Here is an 18241-nt window from a genome sequence, read left to right as displayed (position 1 = left end):
GAGGAGAGATGCAGCAGTGCCGTCGTTGCACCGAACTACGGGAGGGTTCGCGATGTGGTTTCGGATTAAAATTCTTTGTGATGGGCGAAACTATCGGCGCGGATGTTCGTGGGAGCCAGTGCGCGCGGCAAATCCTCGCTGTCGTCCCGGACAAGCGTAGCGCAGATCCGGGACCCATAACCCCAGGGAGATGTCGTGACACGAGATGGCCACTCCGAGCCCTCGCCAAACTATTCCCTGTGGTTATGGGTCCTCAGATGCGCAATTGCGCATCGTAGCTCGCGACTTCGTCGCGCCACGGGACGACGCGCTGAGAATCTTACACGCTTAGCGCTCAGTCTCGTAGGGTGGGCAAAGCGCAAGCGTGCCCACCGAACTCAAATTGAGAAAGAAGGTGGGCACGGCGCCTCGCGCCTTTGCCCACCCTACACAGCGGTGCTCGCTGCGGCCATGTGCCTCGTCTCAATCCCTGTTGTTCGGCGTCTGGATGAAGCCGCGGTTATGGGTCGGACTGATCAGGAGCTCGTTGATGCAGACGCGCGCGGGCATGCTGGCGATGAAGGCGATGGTCCGGCCGAGATCTTCCGGCTGCAGCATCTTCGCCTGCTCCTCCTCGCTCGGCACCACCGGGCGCAGCTTGAGGATCGGCGTTGCCACCTCGCCCGGCATCAGGCAGCAGGCGCGCAGGCCGTTGATGCATTCGTCCATGTTGAAGGAATGGGTCAGCGCCAGCACCGCATGCTTGGTCGTGGTGTAGGCCGGACCCGGCATCTTCGAGACGTGGCGGCCGGCCCAGGACGAGACGTTGATGATCACGCCGTCCTGTTGCCTGCGCATCGTCGGCAAGACCGCGTGCATGCAATAGAGCACGCCGTTGAGGTTGACCTTGACGAGCTCGTCCCAGCCTTCCAGTTCCATGTCCTTCCAGCTGCGCTTGGGGATGTTGATACCGGCGTTGTTCACCAGCAGGTCGATGCGGCCGTGGCGGGCGACGATCTCGTCCGCCGCCTTCTGTGCCTCGGCGGCCTTGGACACGTTCAGTGCAATCGCCTCGGCCGCGCCGCCCGCTTTCGTGATCTTCGCGACCACGGCATCCAGCGCATCCTTGCGGCGGCCCGACACCACCACCGTCCAGCCGTCGGCTGCTAACGCCTCCGCGCCGGCCTCGCCGATCCCGCTGCCGCCGCCCGTCACCCAGGCCACGCGTTTCCCGTTCTTGGTCATGCAAACTGTCTCCGTTGCTTCATCGGGGCGGTTTTTGCTAATCCAGCCCTCGGTTTTGACCGGCCTCTGCCGGCGAGGAATGTTGCATGAACCCAGCCGCCAACGCCAACCTGTTTTCCCGCCTGTTCGAGGGCCTCGACGATCCGAAACGGCTCGCAATCGAGACCCATGACGGCTGCCATATCAGCTATGGCGAGCTGATCGCGCGCGCCGGGCAGATGGCGAATGTGCTGGTCGCCCGCGGCGTGAAGCCGGGCGACCGCGTTGCGGTGCAGGTGGAAAAATCCGTCGCCAACATCATGCTGTATCTCGGCACGGTGCGCGCCGGCGCGGTCTATCTGCCGCTCAACACCGCCTATACGCTGAACGAGCTCGACTATTTCATCGGCGATGCCGAGCCGTCGCTGGTGGTGTGCGACCCCGCCAAGGCCGACGGCCTCGCGCCGATCGCCGCGAAGGTGCACGCCAAGGTCGAGACGCTTGGCCCCGACGGCAAGGGGTCGCTGACGGAGGCGGCCGACAAGGCCAGCCCGGAATTCGCCTCCGTCTCGCGGACGAACGATGATCTTGCCGCGATCCTCTACACCTCGGGCACCACCGGACGCTCCAAGGGGGCGATGCTGACGCACGATAATCTCGCGTCCAACTCTCTGAGCCTCGTGGGCTATTGGCGCTTCACCGACAAGGACGTCCTGATCCACGCGCTGCCGATCTATCACACCCACGGCCTGTTCGTGGCAACCAACGTGACGCTCTTCGCGCGGGCGTCGATGATCTTCCTGCCGAAGCTCGAGCCGGACCGGATCATCAAGCTGATGGCGCGCGCGACGGTGCTGATGGGCGTGCCCACCTTCTACACGCGGCTGCTGCAGAACCCCGCGCTGTCGCACGAGACCACGAAGCACATGCGGCTGTTCATCTCGGGTTCGGCGCCGCTCCTGGCCGAGACCCATCGCGAATGGTCGGCGCGCACGGGCCATGCCGTGCTCGAGCGCTACGGCATGACCGAGACGAACATGAACACGTCTAACCCATACGACGGCGAGCGCGTGCCCGGTGCGGTCGGCTTCCCGCTGCCCGGCGTTTCCGTGCGCGTCACCGATCCCGAGACAGGGAAAGAGTTGCCTCGCGAGGAAATCGGCATGATCGAGGTCAAGGGGCCGAACGTCTTCAAGGGCTATTGGCGCATGCCGGAGAAGACCAAATCCGAATTCCGTCCCGACGGGTTCTTCATCACCGGCGATCTCGGCAAGATCGACGCCAAGGGTTACGTCCACATCCTCGGCCGCGGCAAGGATCTCGTCATCTCCGGCGGCTTCAACGTCTACCCCAAGGAGATCGAGAGCGAGATCGATGCCATGCCCGGCGTGATCGAATCCGCCGTCATCGGTGTGCCGCATGCCGATTTCGGCGAGGGCGTCACCGCGGTGCTGGTGCGCCAGCCCGGCGCGAGCATCGATGAAGCAGCCGTGCTGAAGGGCCTCGACGGGCGCCTCGCGAAATTCAAGATGCCCAAGCGGGTCTTCGTCGTCGACGAGCTGCCGCGCAACACCATGGGCAAGGTGCAGAAGAACATCCTGCGCGAGACGTACAAGGATATCTACGCGAAGAAGTGAGACGCGCACGCTCTCGCTTTCGTCATTGCGAGGAGCCGTTGCGACGAAGCAATCCAGACTGCCTCCGCGGAAAGATTCTGGATTGCTTCGCGGCGCTCGCAATGACGGAGGGTGTGACGGCTACTGCCCACCCAACAGGCTCAGCACAAACCGGCTGCCCACGATCAGCAAATAGAATCCGAACGCCATCTCCAGTGTGCGCTTCGACATCGCATGCGCGGCCCTCACGCCCAGCGGCGCAGTGACGAGGCTCATCGGCATCACCAGCACGGCGCCGATCAGCGAGACGTAGCCGAGTGCGAACGGGGCTTGCAGCGCTGCGACACCCGGATAGGTCGCCGCCGCAGGCCAGCCGGCATAGATGTAGCCGAGCGCTCCGGGAATCGAGATCAGCACCGCGAGCGCGGAGGAGGTTGCGACGGCCTGATGGATCGGACGGCTGTAGAACGTCATCAAGAGGTTCGAGAACAGGCCGCCGCCGATGCCCATCAGCGTCGAGAGGATGCCGACGCAAAAGCCGTAGAGGCGCATCAAGGGGCCTTTCGGCAGATCATCCCCGAGCTTCCAGCCTTCGCGCGCAAAAATCAGGCGGACCGCGGCCGACCAGGCGACGACGACGAACACGATCTTGAACAGCCGCTCCGGCGCAAAGCGCGCGCCCACGCTGCCTACGACGACGCCGATCAGGATCGGCAGCCACCAGACGCGGAGGATCGCCATGTCGACCGCGCCGCGCTTGTAATGCGCGCGGAACGAACGGATCGAGGTCGGGATGATGACCGCGAGCGAGGTGCCGACGCACAGCGGCATCCGCACCTCCAGCGGCACGTCCGCAATGCGGAAGCATTCATAGAACACAGGCACGAGGATGGCGCCGCCGCCGATGCCGAACACGCCGGCCAGGAATCCGGAGAGCGCGCCCGTTGCGATCAGCAACAACGCGAGCTCGACGATCTCCTTGATATCAAGACCTGCAATCACCCCTGATCCGCCCCGGCGACCGGTCGCAACCCGCCCCGACCTGCGTCTGGAGCTGCCCGCGCCGGCAGCTGTAGGTGATCCGATCCGGCCGGTCGACACCTCGCGCGGCCCGGCTGGGGTGGAATGCAGGCAGCGCATATCCCACACGGAGCAGAAGGCGGTGCACTGACGAGGTCGCGTGTGACATCGGGCCGGCCCGCTCGCCTTGGCGCTCTGCTCCTGCCGGTCGGCGTGATGGAGAGAGAGCCTTGTGACGGCTTAGAGGCGTTCCAATAGTGATTTCAATGCGCCCAACGCGCCTCTGAAAGAGTGAATCTATATTCTTAATTTCGTTGGCGGACCGGCATGCTGGTATACCAAGGGGCAGATTGGCCTTGCTACATCAAGGCTATAGGGCTGAACTCGGGTTCGATCTATGGCGATTTGGTGATTGCGTGGGCCAAATCGACTCCGTAAATAGAGCCAACCTTTCGCGATCCCCGCGCGCCCCATGCTGGGCCGCAACAACATCAAAAGCTGCCCATGACCGCACGGATCGAACGACCGCTTTCGCCGCACATCCAAACCTATCGCTGGACGCTGACGATGGCTTTGTCCATCGTGCACCGCGCCACCGGCATCGCCCTTTACGTCGGAACCCTGCTGCTGGTCTGGTGGCTGGTCGCCGCTGCCTCCGGCCCGGCCGCCTATGCCCATGTTCAGGCCTTCTCCAGCAGCATCATCGGCCGGCTGATCGTGTTCGGCTACACTTGGGCGCTGATGCATCACATGCTGAGCGGTATCAGGCATTTCGTCTGGGATCTCGGCTACGGCTTCAAGGCCAATGAACGCGAAGCGCTGACCTGGGGCGCCCTGATCGGCGGCATCGCGTTGACGGTGCTGATCTGGATCATTGCCTATGCGAACGGAGGCGGCCGATGAGCTTCGACGAATCCCACGGCTCTCCGACGCGTCCCTCGATGCGCACGCCTCTCGGCCGAGTCCGCAATCTCGGCGCCGCGCATTCCGGCACGTCGGATTTCTGGCGCCAGCGCATCACCGGCGTCGCCATGACTCTGCTGATGATTCCCGCGCTGGTGATCATCATGATGCTGCTCGGCCGCAACCAGGTCTACGTTGCGCAGACCCTCAGCTCCATCCCGGTTGCCGTGATCCTGCTTCTCTTCATCTTCGCCAGCGCCTGGCACATGAAGATCGGCATGCAGGTGGTGATCGAGGATTACGTCCATAACGAGAAGCTGAAGCTCACCGCGATCATGCTCAACAATTTCTTCTCGGCCGCAGTGGCGCTCGCCTCGACCTACGCGGTCCTGAAACTGTCCTCCGGAGTGTAACCCATGGCCACCACAACGAATGGCTCGGGCAACGGCGCTCCCGCCACCAACGGCAAAGCCTATCCGATCGAAGACCACACCTATGACGTGGTCGTGGTCGGCGCCGGCGGCGCCGGTCTGCGCGCGGTGGTCGGCTGCAGCGAAGCGGGCCTGCGCACCGCCTGCATCACCAAGGTGTTCCCGACCCGCTCGCACACGGTCGCGGCGCAGGGCGGCATCTCCGCCTCGCTCGGCAACATGCACAAGGACGACTGGCGCTGGCACATGTACGACACCGTCAAGGGGTCGGACTGGCTCGGGGACCAGGACGCGATCGAATACATGGTGCGCAACGCGCCGGACGCGGTCTACGAGCTCGAGCATTGGGGCGTGCCCTTCTCGCGCACCGAGGACGGCAAGATCTACCAGCGTCCGTTCGGCGGCATGACCACCGAGTTCGGCAAGAGTCAGGCGCAGCGCACCTGCGCCGCTGCCGACCGCACCGGCCACGCCATGCTGCATACGATGTACGGCCAGTCGCTGCGCCATGCGGCCGAGTTCTTCATCGAGTTCTTCGCCATCGACCTGATCATGGACGACCAGGGCACCTGCCGCGGCGTCATCGCGCTCAAGCTCGACGACGGCACGCTGCACCGCTTCCGCGCCCAGACCGTGATCCTCGCCACCGGCGGCTACGGCCGCGCCTACGCCTCCTGCACGTCCGCGCACACCTGCACCGGCGACGGCGGCGGCATGGTGTTGCGCGCCGGCCTGCCGATGCAGGACATGGAGTTCGTGCAGTTCCACCCGACCGGCATCTACGGCTCCGGCTGTCTCGTCACCGAGGGCGCGCGCGGCGAAGGCGGCTATCTCGTCAATGCCGAGGGCGAGCGCTTCATGGAGCGCTATGCGCCGTCGGCCAAGGACCTCGCCTCGCGCGACGTCGTCTCGCGCGCGATGACCATCGAGATCCGCGAAGGCCGCGGCGTCGGCAAGAGGAAGGACCACATCTTCCTGCATCTCGACCATCTCGATCCGGCCGTGCTGGCCGAACGGCTGCCCGGCATCTCGGAATCGGCAAGGATCTTCGCCAATGTCGACGTGACGCGCGAGCCGATCCCGATCGTGCCGACGGTGCACTACAACATGGGCGGCATCCCCACGAACTACCACGGCGAGGTGCTGACCAAGAAGGACGGCGACGACAACGCGGTGATCCCCGGCCTGATGGCGATCGGCGAAGCCGCCTGCGTCTCCGTGCACGGCGCCAATCGCCTCGGCTCCAACTCGCTGATCGACCTCGTCGTGTTCGGCCGCGCCGCCGCGCTCCGCCTCGCCGAGAAGCTGACGCCGAACGGCAAGCAGCCGGAACTGCCGGCGAACTCGGCCGAGATGGCGCTCGGCCGCCTCGACCATTACCGCTACGCGTCCGGCGGCACGCCGACCGCAAAGCTGCGGGAAGGCATGCAGAATGTGATGCAGACCAATTGCGCGGTGTTCCGCACCGGCGAAGTGCTCAGCGAAGGCCAGAACCTGATCGCGAAGGTCCATAGCGGCATCACCGATATCGGCGTGTCCGACCGCTCGCTGGTGTGGAATTCCGATCTGGTCGAGACGCTGGAATTCGACAACCTGATCTCGCAGGCGGTGGTGACGATGAACTCGGCTGCCAACCGCACCGAGAGCCGCGGCGCCCATGCCCGCGAGGACTTTTCCGAGCGCGACGACAAGAACTGGATGAAACACACGCTGGCCTGGCTGGACGATGCCGGCAAGGTCAAGATCGAGTACCGCCCGGTTCACAACTACACCATGACCAACGACGTGCAGTACATCCCGCCGAAGGCGCGCGTGTATTGAGCGAACAGTAGCCGTCATTCCGGGGCGATGCGCAGCATCGAACCCGGAATCTCGAGGTTCCGGGTCTGGTCCTTCGGACCATCCCGGAATGACGAAAGGTTAGAGCAATGGTTGAATTCGCACTTCCGAAGAACTCGAAGATATCAGGCGGCAAGACCTGGCCGAAGCCCGCGGGCGCGAGCGAGGTCCGTGAGTTCAAGGTCTATCGCTGGAATCCGGACGACGGCAAGAATCCGAGCGTCGACACCTACTACGTCGACACCAATGATTGCGGCCCGATGGTGCTGGACGGCCTGATCTGGATCAAGAACCACATCGACCCGTCGCTGACCTTCCGCCGCTCCTGCCGCGAAGGCGTCTGCGGCTCCTGCGCCATGAACATCGACGGCCAGAACACGCTGGCCTGCACCAAGTCGATGCACGAGGTGAAGGACGGCGCGGTCAAGGTCAACCCGCTGCCACACCAGCCGGTGGTGAAGGACCTCGTCCCCGACCTCACCAATTTCTACGCGCAATACGCTTCCGTCGAGCCCTGGCTGAAGACGACCTCACCGACGCCGCAGAAGGAATGGCGCCAGAGCCACGAGGACCGCGAGAAGCTCGACGGCCTCTACGAGTGCATTCTCTGCGCCTGCTGCTCGACGTCCTGCCCGAGCTATTGGTGGAACAGCGAGCGCTACCTCGGCCCCGCCGCGCTGCTCCAGGCCAACCGCTGGGTGTCGGACTCGCGCGACGAGGCCACCGGCGAACGCCTCGACGATCTCGAGGATCCGTTCCGGCTCTATCGCTGCCACACCATCATGAACTGCGCCAAGGCGTGCCCCAAGGGCCTCAATCCTGCCGAAGCCATCGCCGAGCTCAAGCTCAAGATGGTCGAGCGCCAGATCTGACGCGCGGTGTTGCGTGACACGAGCAACGTGTCACGCCGTGCCCTGCTTATGCCCGGCGGCGAGCTTGTTGGCGGACCGGGCGGGCGCGCTTGGCTTAGAAGCCCCGTGCTCGACCGCCCGGCGCAATTGGCGGTCGGTCACGCGCAACTTGATCTCGTCCGAAGCAAGCGCGGCGAGATTGGCAAGGATCTGCTTCTGGGTGTCGTCGAGCGTGCGGGGCCTTGTGTCGATCACGCAGAGCGACCCCAGCGTGAAGCCGTCGGGATCCACCACCGGGCACCCAGCGTAGAACCGAAATCCCAGTTCGCCCAATACGGCCGGATTCTCGGCGAAGCGCGGGTCGGTGGCGAGGTTCTCGGCCACCATGATGTCCTGCTGCAGAATGGTATAGTTGCAGAACGCCCAGCCGCGCGGCGTATCGGCCATGTCGAGCCCGTAGCGGGACTTGAACCATTGGCGGGTCGGGGTGAGCAGCGTCAGCAGTGCGACGGGAGCGTCGAGGCTGCGCGCCGCCAGCCAGGTCAGACGATCGAAGGCATCCTCCGGCGGCGTGTCGACGAGGCCTGAGCGTTCGAGCGCCACGAGGCGCTGGCCCTCATTGGCCGGAAACGGAAAAGATGGCGGTGTCTCGAACGGAAGGGGGAGCTCGACGGCGCCCCGAATCGCGTCCTCGACCGCCGCGGGCAGCGCGGCCAATCCATCGATGAACCGCGTCGTGCCGATGTCTGCCGAAGAGCGGCCGACAACCAGAATCTGCGTGCTTCCAAGCGCCGGATCAGAGCGCAAGCTGTCCAGCAGCGCTGAAGTGCCGGCGTCTGATGGTTCGGCTTCGACGACAATTGCCGCCGGAAGCCGGGAGCCGATCGCAAGCAGCGCCGCATAGACGTCGGTGTAGCGCTTGACGACGCAATATTCGATCCTGGCGAGCGCCGCTGCGTAGTCGTCGACGCGTTCGGGACGCGCAAGCACGATCACCCGCGCAGAAGCAGTCATCGGCTGCGCCGGGCCGTTGATCTGCGCGAGCACGTCGCGGCGGTAGACGCGTCGATGCCCCCCCGGAGTTTTCCAGGAGGGGATCGTCCCGCCTTCGATCAAAAGCTGCGCCGTGCGGATCGAGACTCCCAAGATCTTGGCAGCCTCCGCCGTCGTCAGGATGTCCTTGTCCATTGAGCCCATCTTTGCCCCCGGCTCGCTGGCCGGGCCTGTCCCCGCCTCACAATGTCGTGCTCCCGCCCCCGTTGACAAGGGGCGTGGCAGTCTATTTTGATATATTTGATGATAATGATAGATTTGATAAATCTGATAGGGTGGCTGCGCGCTGTTTGGCAGATGCGCAGCGCCCATCCCTATCCCTTCGGAAGGAGCAAGCCACTGGCTAACCGCCCAGACCCCAATCCTCACCGTGAAACCAGGCAGCCGCCCACGCCAACGCGGCACCGTGCCTCGGTCAAGCAGCCCCCGACACGTCAGCTGCGCCAACGGCGCGATCCGTGACTGGCCCGTTCCGGCCAGCGTGACGGCCCGTCGACCCTCTCTCCTCTCTCCCCCGCGTTCGCCCGGAGCTCATTCCGGCAGCGCCCAATTGCCTGGAGCAATCTCATGAACAACGTTCTGCCTTCCGATCTTCCGGAGTTTGCCGATCGCGCTACTGCCAATCAGCGCCAGCTCAACGAGACCCTGCGCGGCACCTACGACTTCATCGTCTGCGGTGCCGGCAGCTCGGGTTCCGTCGTTGCCCGCCGCCTCGCCGAAAACCCCTCCGTCACAGTCCTCTTGATCGAAGCGGGAGGGAGCGACGAGGTGCCGACCGTCATGGATCCGGCGGCGTGGCCCGGCAACCTCGGCAGTGCGACCGACTGGGGCTTTGTCGCCGAACCCAATCCGCATCTGAACGGTCGCGCGCTTCCGATGTCGATGGGCAAGGTCGTCGGCGGCGGCTCGAGCATCAACGTGATGCTGTGGGCGCGCGGTCACCGCAGCGACTGGGACTTCTTCGCAGAGGAAGCAGGGGATCAATCCTGGGGCTACGATGCGGTCTCGAAAATCTTCAGGGAGATCGAGAACTGGCAGGGCGCGCCTGACCCACGCCATCGCGGTACCGGGGGCCCCGTCTTCGTGCAGCCGTCACCGGATCCCGGGCCGGCCGCATTGGCGATGCTGGCTGCAGCGAAGGAGATGGGGATTCCAACCTTTGACAGCCCCAACGGCGAGATGATGGAGGGCCAAGGTGGCTGCGCCATCACGGACATCATCGTCCGTAATGGCAGGCGCAACTCCATCTTCCGCGCCTATACCCATCCTTTCCTCGATCGGCCTAATCTCACGCTGCTGACCGGAACGCAGGTCTCCCGCGTCCTGCTCGAGCGCGGGAAGGCCGTCGGCGTCGAGGTGGTCCGTGACGGCAGGACATTGCGGATCAACGCGAGCCGGGAAGTCGTGCTCGCGCTCGGGGCGATCCAGACACCGTCCGTGCTGATGCGCTCCGGCATCGGCGACGAGAACGAACTCCGACCGCTTGATATACCCGTGGTCCAGCACCTGCCCGGTGTCGGGCAGAATCTGCAGGATCACGTCTCGTTCGGATGCATTTGGGAGTACCGCGAGCCGATCGCGCCGCGCAACACCGGCAACGGGGCAACGCTCTATTGGAAATCTGATACTGCACTCACGACCCCCGACCTGCTGTTCTGCCAGGTCGAGTTTCCCGTGCCGAGCCCCGAGACGGCAGGCCGCGCGCCCGCCCATGGCTGGACGATGTTCGCCGGCCTCGCTTTGCCGAAGAGCCGGGGCAGGGTGAGGCTCCGAAGCGCCGAGCCGCTCGCGACGCCGCGAATCGAAGCCAACATGCTGTCCCATCCTGATGATGTGAAGACGGCGATCGCCTGCGTCGATGTTTGCCGAGCGCTCGGCAATACCCGCGCCTTCGAGCCGCTGGTGGCGCGCGAGTCGATGCCCGGGCCTCTCGGTGGCGCCGAGATGGAACGCTTCGTGCGCGAGTCCGCGGTGACCTATTGGCATCAGACATGCTCGGCGAAGATGGGACGCGACGCGATGTCCGTGGTCGATAGCAAGCTCAGGGTCTACGGCATCGACCGGCTTCGCATCGCCGACGGTTCGGTGATGCCGCGGATCACCACGGGGAACACGATGGCTCCCTGCGTCATCATCGGAGAGAAGGCGGCACGCGCGCTGCGCGACGAGCACGATATCTGACCGCCAGTCTCCCCGAACGGCGGCTTGTACGCCGCCTCACCTCACGTGCCCCCCTCGCACAACTCTGCGAGGGTTGGCCACGCTCCGGGCCGGGCGGACGTTCCGCGCGTGAATCATTCATCTACAACCATAGATTATAGTGATAATCGGCTTCCTTCCTTGCGCGAAACTCGGCTAAGCTGGCCGTCTGGGTCAGGAGCGACTGTGCAGAGGGCGCAACGCAACTCGCTGAGGCTATTGCAGTGGATGATGGCGGCATCCCTGGCGCTGCCGATTGCGCTGTTCGCCGTTGCCGCCGCGATCTCCTACACATCGACCAACGACACTGCCAACCGCGAGATCGAGCGCACGGTCGCCGTCGCGCATGAGCACGCGCTCAAAGTGTTCGAGACCATCGACCGCAGCCTTGCCGAGCTCAATGAGGTCGTGCGCGGTCTATCCGACGACGACATCCGGGCTCGGGAGCCGGAGCTGCATCGCCGCCTGAAGCGTCTGACCGACTCGCTGCCGCAGCTCAAATCGGCCTGGATCTTCGACGCCGACGGACAGGCCCTCGTCAACAGCATCGTTTCGCCGCCACCTGCGGTGGGCTTCGGCGACCGCGATTACTTCTATGCCCATGTCGATCAGAGCATCGGCAGTTTCATCGGCACGGCCCTGTCGCCGCGTCCCCCCTATCAGGGGGCCCGCTTCTTCGGCGTCAGCCGCCGCCGCGAGTCCGACGACGGCCGCTTCATCGGCGTGATCCAGGCCTCGGTGCTCCCGGAATATTTCGAGAGTTTCTACGCCAGGATCGGATCCGAGCCCGGCAGCTTCTTCGCGATGGGACGCACCGACGGCGCGATGCTCACGCATTTTCCCCGGCTCGACCGCGATCTTCGGCTCGATCCGGCCGGACCTGTTGGCCAGAAAATCGCGGCTCAACCGCAGCACGGCCTCATCACCATCGTCTGGCCCTCCGATGGCATAGAGCGCCGCATCGGCTACCGGCGTGTCGCGGAATATCCAATCTATGTCAGCGCCGGGCTCGAGACCTCGGCGATCCGGTCGCGATGGCTCGCCACCATTGGCCAGCATCTGGTGTTCGGTATTCCCGCGACGGCGCTGCTGTTCTTGTTGCTGGCGTTGGCCTTGCGGCGCACCCGGCACCTTCAGGCGGAAGCTGCAAAGCGACGCGAGGCCGAGGAGGCGCTCAAGCACAGCCAGCGCCTGGAAGCGCTCGGGCAACTCACCGGCGGCGTCGCGCACGACTTCAACAACCTCCTGACGGTGATCCGCGCTTCAGTCGACCTCTTGAACCGTCCGCAGCTGACGGAGGAACGGCGGCAGCGCTACATCACCGCCATCGCGGATTCGGTGGCACGGGCGGCCAGGCTGACCTCGCAGCTGCTGGCCTTCGCGCGGCGACAGACGCTGAAGCCTGAGGTGTTCGATGTCGGGGCGCGGATGCAGTCGCTGCACGACATGCTCGCCACGCTGCTGGGCCCCGCGATCGAGATCGTCATGCAGCTGCCGTCCGAGCCTTGCCTCGTCAATGCCGATGCCAGCCAGTTCGAGACGGCGCTGATCAATATGGCGACCAATGCGCGCGATGCCATGCAGGGCAAGGGCAGGATCGTCTTCAGGGTCGAGGCGACCGCGACCGTCTCGGACGCGCCGGCACCTCCGGCCGGCGCGAGCGGAGCAAGCTACGGCTTCGTCCGCGTGACCGTCAGCGACACCGGCATCGGCATTCCCGCCGCGCGACTCGGGCGCATCTTCGAGCCATTCTTCACCACCAAGCAGGTCGGTCAGGGCACCGGTCTCGGCCTGTCCCAGGTGTTCGGCTTCGCCCGGCAGTCAGGAGGAGAAGTGACCGTGACGAGCGAGGTGGGGCACGGCAGCACCTTCTCGCTCTATCTGCCGCGCGTGCCGCCGGACCAGCTGCCGCAGCGCCAGGCGCCGAACACGGCGCCGGCGGTGACCGGCAGCGGCATGTCCGTGCTGGTGGTCGAGGACAATATCGAGCTGGCCAATTTCGCCGCCGACGGTCTCACCGAACTCGGCTACAGCATCACGCTGGTCGACAATGCCACTGATGCGCTCGCCGAACTCGTCGTGGACGCAGACCGCTTCGACGTCGTGTTCTCGGACGTGGTGATGCCCGGAATGACCGGGCTCGATCTGGCCCGGGAGGTCCATGATCGCGGCATCGACGTGCCCGTTGTGCTGACCACCGGCTACAGCCAGGCCCTGTCACAGGAGGGCGCGGCCGGCTTCGACCTCGTGCAAAAGCCCTACTCGATCGAGGAGCTGTCACGTATCCTGCACCGGGCCGCACGGCTGCGCCGTGTGCGCGATGGTGCCGCCGAGTAGGGCTTCACGGAACCCCGGGGAACCTGCTGAGTTCCATTGGCGTTGTGAGCCCATGCACAAGCCGGCCGCGACGAACGAACCGGGCAAGAAGCCGCCCATAGTTAAAATCAAAGGCGAGAATGGCGACGAAGTGGCACCGCCGCCGCCCGAGCTGGTCGAGCCGGGCCCCGAGCTCTCGCCCGAGGAGGCCGAGCAGGTCCGCAAGGACTATCTGCTGACCCGTTTCTGGATCAGCGCGCGCGGTTTCTGGGGCCGTAATGGCGATCGGCTGGCCTGGCCGTTCTCGATCGGCCTCGGCGCGCTGATCGTCCTCACCGTCGCCTTTCAGTATGGCATCAATGTCTGGAACCGGGCGATCTTCGACGCCATCGAGAAGCGCGACGCGGCGAGCGTCTTCCATCTCACGGCCGTGTTCTTCCCGCTCGCGATCGGCAGCATCGTGCTCGCAGTGACGCAGGTGTTCGCGCGGATGGGTATCCAGCGGCGTTGGCGCGCCTGGCTCACAGCGAGCGTGCTGACGCGTTGGCTCAAGAACGGACGTTACTACCAGCTCAATCTCGTCGGCGGCGACCACAAGAATCCGGAGTACCGGATCGCCGAGGATCTGCGGATCGCGACAGACTCCCCGGTCGATTTCATCGCCGGCGTCACGTCCGCGATGCTGTCGGCCATAACCTTCATCGTCGTGCTCTGGACCATCGGCGGTGCGCTCACCGTTACGCTCGGCGGCTCCTCCATTACCATCCCCGGCTTCCTGGTGATCGCCGCGATCCTGTACGCCGCGATCGCCTCCGGTTCGATCCTGGTGATCGGCCGGCGCTTCGTGCAGGTTTCCGAGGACAAGAACCAGGCCGAGGCGGATTTCCGCTACACGCTGACGCGCGTGCGCGAGAACGGCGAGAGCATCGCCCTGCTCGGCGGCGAAGAGGAGGAGCGCGACGGTATCGACCGCAACTTCACGAACGTGCTGCGGCAATGGGCGCGGCTCGCCGGCCAGCACATGCGTACCACGCTGGTGTCGCAGGGATCGAGCCTCGTCGCACCCGTGGTGCCGCTTCTGCTCTGCGCGCCCAAATTTCTCGACGGCTCCATGACGCTCGGGCAGGTGATGCAGGCGGCCTCCGCCTTCACCATCGTGCAGAGCGCGTTCGGCTGGCTGGTCGACAATTACCCGCGGCTCGCGGACTGGAATGCCTGTGCCCGCCGCATCGCCTCGCTGATGATGTCGCTCGACGGCCTCGAACGCGCCGAGCAGGGCGACGGTCTCGGCCGTATCAAGCGCGGCGAGACCGGCAACGACGCCATGCTGGAGATGAAGGATCTCTCGGTGACGCTCGACGACGGCACCGCCGTGGTCGGCGAAACCGAGGTGGTGATCGAGCCCGGCGAGCGTCTGCTGGTCGCCGGCGAATCCGGTACCGGCAAGAGCACGCTGGTGCGCGCCATCGCCGGGCTCTGGCCCTGGGGCGGCGGCAGCGTCAACTTCCATGCCGATCGGCGGCTGTTCATGCTGCCGCAGCGGCCTTACGTGCCCTCCGGATCGCTGCGCCGCGCGGTCGCCTATCCCGGCGCGGCGGACCATTGGACCGTCGAGGAGATCGGCGAAGCCCTGCACAAGGTCGGCCTCGATCATCTCAAGGAGAAGATCGAGGAAGAAGCACCGTGGGATCAGACCCTGTCGGGCGGCGAAAAGCAGCGACTCGCCTTCGCGCGGCTGCTCCTGCACAACCCCGACATCGTCGTGCTCGACGAGGCGACCTCGGCGCTGGACGAGAAGAGCCAGGACAAGATGATGAAGATGATCACCGAGGCGCTGCCCAAGGCGACCGTCGTCAGCGTCGCGCATCGCGCCGAGCTCGAGGCCTTCCACAGCCGCAAGATCGTGCTGGAGCGCCGCAAAGGCGGCGCCAAGCTCGTCAGCGACATCGACCTGATCCCGCGCAAGGGCAGGCGCAAGCTGCTCGGACGATTCCTGCGGCAGCGGAAGGCGCCGAAGAAGGCGGCGTGAGCAGAGCGGGGCGCAAGCGTCTCGCCGTCGTCCCGGGGCGCGCGAAGCGTGAGCCCGGGACCCATACCCACAGGAAGAAATTTGACGAGGACTCCGAGTGGGCATCCCGCGTCAGACTCCTCCCTTGGGGTTATGGGTCCCCGCCTTCGCGGGGACGACACGTTGATCGTGTCTCGCTTCGCGTCCCTCGGGACGACACCTCTGATCGAGCGTTGGAGTCCTCAATAAAACCGGCTATGCATGCGCCGCTTGCAAAGAGGACCTGCTGCTTGACGACCGACAATGCCCCTTCGTCCGCGCCGTTCGGCGCGTTCGCGCCGAACCCAGCGCAGGCTGCGATCATACGCCTCGTTCAACGATCTGGGCTGAAGCGCGGCGCATTCCGTCCGTGGATGTCGCGGCTGGTGAATTTATTGCGCGGCGGTCCTGTCGACGTGCAATATCAGGGCGCCTCGTTCCGGCTCCATCACCAGGGCAGCGCGACCGAGCGCGGCGCGCTGTTCAATCCCGACTACAATCTCGAAGAGCTCGATTTCCTGCGTCGGCACACACCCGATGGCGGCGTGTTCGTCGACATCGGCGCCAATGTCGGCACGTTTGCGTTGGTGATAGCGCGGCAGGTCGGCACCACGGGCAAGGTGGTCGCGATCGAGCCGCACCCGGTGACGTTCGCGCGGCTCTCCTTCAACCATGCCGCATCGAAAGCGGCGCAAGTCCGCCTGGTGCAGGCTGCGGCGGGCGACAGCGACGGTGAGCTCATGATCGAGAGCGGCGGCGGCAATCTCGGGGCAACCCACGTCGTCACCGGCAGCGCAAGCATTGACGCGATCAAGGTCCCGTCGCTGCGCTTGATGCGCATCCTCGAGGAGGCCGGCGTCATGCAAATCGATTCGCTCAAGATCGATGTCGAGGGATTTGAAGACCGCGTGCTGATCGGCTTCTTCCGCGACGCGCCGCCATCGCTATGGCCGCGCGCGGTCGTGATCGAGCACCTGTCACAAAACGAATGGCAGCAGGATTGTATTGCCGACATGGTCGCGCGTGGCTATGCGATTGCCCGCAAGACGCGCAGCAACACGTTCCTGTCGCGCTGACGCGAACGAATCACGGAGGTGACGATGATCGACCATCTGGGTATCTCGGTCTCGGATTACGAGCGCGCGAAAGCATTCTATGCAAAGGCGCTGGCGCCGCTCGGCTACGGCCTGATCATGGAAGTGACGGCGGAGCAGACGGGCCACGCCGCAGCCGCCGGTTTCGGCGCCGACGGCAAGCCGGACTTCTGGTTCGGCGCGGAGGGCGCCATGAACAAGCCGGTGCACATCGCGATCGCAGCCAAAGACCGCGCCACGGTGGACGCCTTATACAAGGCGGCGATAGCGGCCGGCGGCCGCGACAACGGTCCGCCGGGCATCCGTCCGCATTACCACGCAAACTATTATGGCGCCTTCGTGCTCGACCCCGACGGCCACAACATCGAGGCCGTCTGCCACGCGCCGGAATGAGGATTGCGGGCGGGAACATCGTTCCTGGCAGGCCGTTATCGTCGCTTGCAACAGGAGCACGACATGGCCAACGACAATGCCCACGACGTCGATCGCGTGTGGGACCTGATGAAGAAGATCGGATTCGCGATGCTGGTGACGCGCGACGGGGACAAGCTCCGTGCCCGGCCGATGAGCGCCTATCTCGACCGCGACGCAAACTCGATCTTTTTCCTGACCGATGCACGCAATCACAAGGACGAGGAAATCGCGCGCGATCCGTCGATCAACCTGTCGTTCGCGGATGCCGGCAGCCAGAAATACGTTTCGCTGACGGGCACCGCCGTCATCTCCAACGATCGTGCCAAGATCAAGGAAATGTTCTCGACGCCGGCCAAGGCATGGTGGGACTCCGCGGAGGATCCCAACATTCGCGTCCTCAAGATCACGCCTGACGACGCCGAATTCTGGGATTCGCCGGGCACCGTGATTTCCTATGTGAAGATGGCTGCCGCAGCTGTGACGAACACGCGGCCCGATCTCGGCGAGAACCGCAAGGTCTCGATGTGATGCCGATTGAACAGCCCGAGATTCCACCCTCGACACCGGGCACGCCGACCGAACCGCCGCCGGGAATTCCGCCCGGCAATCCGCAGCCCGAGATCGCGCCACCGGTGCGCGAGCCAGGCGAATCACCGCGCCCGGAGGAATTGCCGGGCCGCGTGCCCGAAGAGATTCCGTCACGCGGGCCGAATCGACCGCTTACGCCGAACCCTGCGACGGATGCGAGTCCGACGCGGGGTTACGCGCGAGGCTGACTCATCACGTGCAGGCGATTAAAGCTGGGCCTGAATGCGCAATGAACGTTGCCATAGTGAGATGATTTGCGTGCAGAAATAAATCGGACTGCGGTTGCATCGCCCGCCACAATGCGGCCTAACGCTTAGCCGTTCATCACAAGACTTCGTCAAAGAACCTTCCGGGGAAGTTCACCACCATGACCAACCTTCGTCTCGTGCTGCTTGCAACGACGGCTCTGACCGCGATGCAATTCGCAAGCTCCGCATCGCATGCGCAGAGTGCGCCGCCGCTCGTGCTGGCGCAGGCCCAGCCGGATGCCGGGCCTGACGGAAAACCGAAGCAGCCGCCGAAGGGACCGCCTTCGGCTGCGCCGCCCGCAGCACCTGCGCGTCCGGCCGCACCGCCTCCCGCGGCGGCGCCGCCTCCAGCGCCTCCGCCGGCAGCCGCACCCGCGCGACCGGCAGCACCACCGCCGCCCCCGCCCCCGCCCGCGGCC

General features: G+C 65.1%; 15 protein-coding genes and 1 pseudogene. 13 read left to right on the top strand and 3 right to left on the bottom strand.

The features are described from left to right. Positions 1-462: 462 nt before the first annotated feature. A complete protein-coding gene (locus tag AC3WLX_RS32830) occupies positions 463-1224 on the bottom strand; it encodes an SDR family oxidoreductase (RefSeq protein ID WP_492339064.1) in 762 nt (253 codons plus the stop codon). A gap of 86 nt (positions 1225-1310) precedes the next feature. Here AC3WLX_RS32830 and AC3WLX_RS32825 point away from each other — a divergent pair, with 86 nt between their 5' ends. Beyond that, entirely contained in the window at positions 1311-2840 is a 1530-nt protein-coding gene (locus AC3WLX_RS32825) for a malonate--CoA ligase (protein WP_492339063.1), read from the top strand. 120 nt (positions 2841-2960) lie between these two features. Here AC3WLX_RS32825 and AC3WLX_RS32820 read toward each other — a convergent pair whose 3' ends face one another. Beyond that, a complete protein-coding gene (locus AC3WLX_RS32820; protein ID WP_492339062.1) occupies positions 2961-3821 on the bottom strand; it encodes a sulfite exporter TauE/SafE family protein in 861 nt (286 codons plus the stop codon). 522 nt (positions 3822-4343) lie between these two features. Between AC3WLX_RS32820 and sdhC the strand changes: the two genes are divergently transcribed. The 4 genes from sdhC to AC3WLX_RS32800 all read left to right on the top strand — a co-directional run bounded on the left by sdhC (position 4344) and on the right by AC3WLX_RS32800 (position 7884). After that, on the top strand, positions 4344-4742 hold the full coding sequence (sdhC, locus tag AC3WLX_RS32815) for a succinate dehydrogenase, cytochrome b556 subunit (protein ID WP_025033170.1): 399 nt from the start codon (positions 4344-4346) through the stop codon (positions 4740-4742). Next, the gene (gene sdhD, locus AC3WLX_RS32810) at positions 4739-5155 is read left to right on the top strand and encodes a succinate dehydrogenase, hydrophobic membrane anchor protein (protein WP_291625277.1); all 417 of its coding nucleotides are present in this window, start codon (positions 4739-4741) and stop codon (positions 5153-5155) included. Before sdhC ends, sdhD begins: the two co-directional genes overlap by 4 nt. Positions 5156-5158: 3 nt before the next feature. Continuing rightward, positions 5159-6994 (top strand): succinate dehydrogenase flavoprotein subunit, encoded by a 1836-nt coding sequence (sdhA, locus tag AC3WLX_RS32805; protein WP_492339061.1) that lies wholly within the window; start codon positions 5159-5161, stop codon positions 6992-6994. Between the two features lie 107 nt (positions 6995-7101). Further along, complete coding sequence (locus AC3WLX_RS32800; RefSeq protein ID WP_492339060.1) at positions 7102-7884, top strand: succinate dehydrogenase iron-sulfur subunit; 783 nt, start codon at positions 7102-7104, stop codon at positions 7882-7884. Positions 7885-7914: 30 nt separating this feature from the next. On the opposite strand, the gene AC3WLX_RS32795 is transcribed toward AC3WLX_RS32800, so the two are convergent. Beyond that, on the bottom strand, positions 7915-9228 hold the full coding sequence (locus AC3WLX_RS32795) for a GAF domain-containing protein (protein ID WP_492339059.1): 1314 nt from the start codon (positions 9226-9228) through the stop codon (positions 7915-7917). Between the two features lie 255 nt (positions 9229-9483). Here AC3WLX_RS32795 and AC3WLX_RS32790 point away from each other — a divergent pair, with 255 nt between their 5' ends. From AC3WLX_RS32790 to AC3WLX_RS32755, 8 genes and pseudogenes are all read left to right on the top strand, one after another. Then, positions 9484-11097, top strand: a complete 1614-nt coding sequence (locus AC3WLX_RS32790; RefSeq protein ID WP_492339058.1) for a GMC family oxidoreductase — start codon at positions 9484-9486, stop codon at positions 11095-11097. A gap of 204 nt (positions 11098-11301) precedes the next feature. Further along, positions 11302-13452 carry a hybrid sensor histidine kinase/response regulator gene (locus AC3WLX_RS32785; RefSeq protein ID WP_492339057.1) on the top strand — a complete coding sequence of 717 codons (2151 nt, stop codon included), beginning with the start codon at positions 11302-11304 and terminating at the stop codon, positions 13450-13452. A gap of 52 nt (positions 13453-13504) precedes the next feature. After that, positions 13505-15460, top strand: a complete 1956-nt coding sequence (locus tag AC3WLX_RS32780) for an ABC transporter ATP-binding protein/permease (protein WP_492339056.1) — start codon at positions 13505-13507, stop codon at positions 15458-15460. 269 nt (positions 15461-15729) lie between these two features. Continuing rightward, complete coding sequence (locus AC3WLX_RS32775) at positions 15730-16554, top strand: FkbM family methyltransferase (protein WP_492339055.1); 825 nt, start codon at positions 15730-15732, stop codon at positions 16552-16554. A 24-nt stretch (positions 16555-16578) separates the two neighbouring features. Then, positions 16579-16965 (top strand): VOC family protein, encoded by a 387-nt coding sequence (locus AC3WLX_RS32770; protein WP_492339054.1) that lies wholly within the window; start codon positions 16579-16581, stop codon positions 16963-16965. A 63-nt stretch (positions 16966-17028) separates the two neighbouring features. Beyond that, positions 17029-17514 (top strand): pyridoxamine 5'-phosphate oxidase family protein, encoded by a 486-nt coding sequence (locus AC3WLX_RS32765; RefSeq protein WP_291630977.1) that lies wholly within the window; start codon positions 17029-17031, stop codon positions 17512-17514. Further along, positions 17514-17762: a hypothetical protein gene (locus AC3WLX_RS32760; RefSeq protein WP_291630975.1), complete on the top strand. Its 249-nt coding sequence runs from the start codon at positions 17514-17516 to the stop codon at positions 17760-17762. The genes AC3WLX_RS32765 and AC3WLX_RS32760 overlap by 1 nt, the downstream gene beginning before the upstream one ends. Positions 17763-17941: 179 nt before the next feature. Further along, positions 17942-18241: pseudogene (locus AC3WLX_RS32755) on the top strand (OmpA family protein); the annotation flags it as partial.

It is taken from the genome of Bradyrhizobium sp. FW305-F6, from assembly GCF_058782905.1.
Note: the sequence above shows the minus strand (reverse complement) of the source record. Positions and strands in the feature narration are given on the sequence as shown.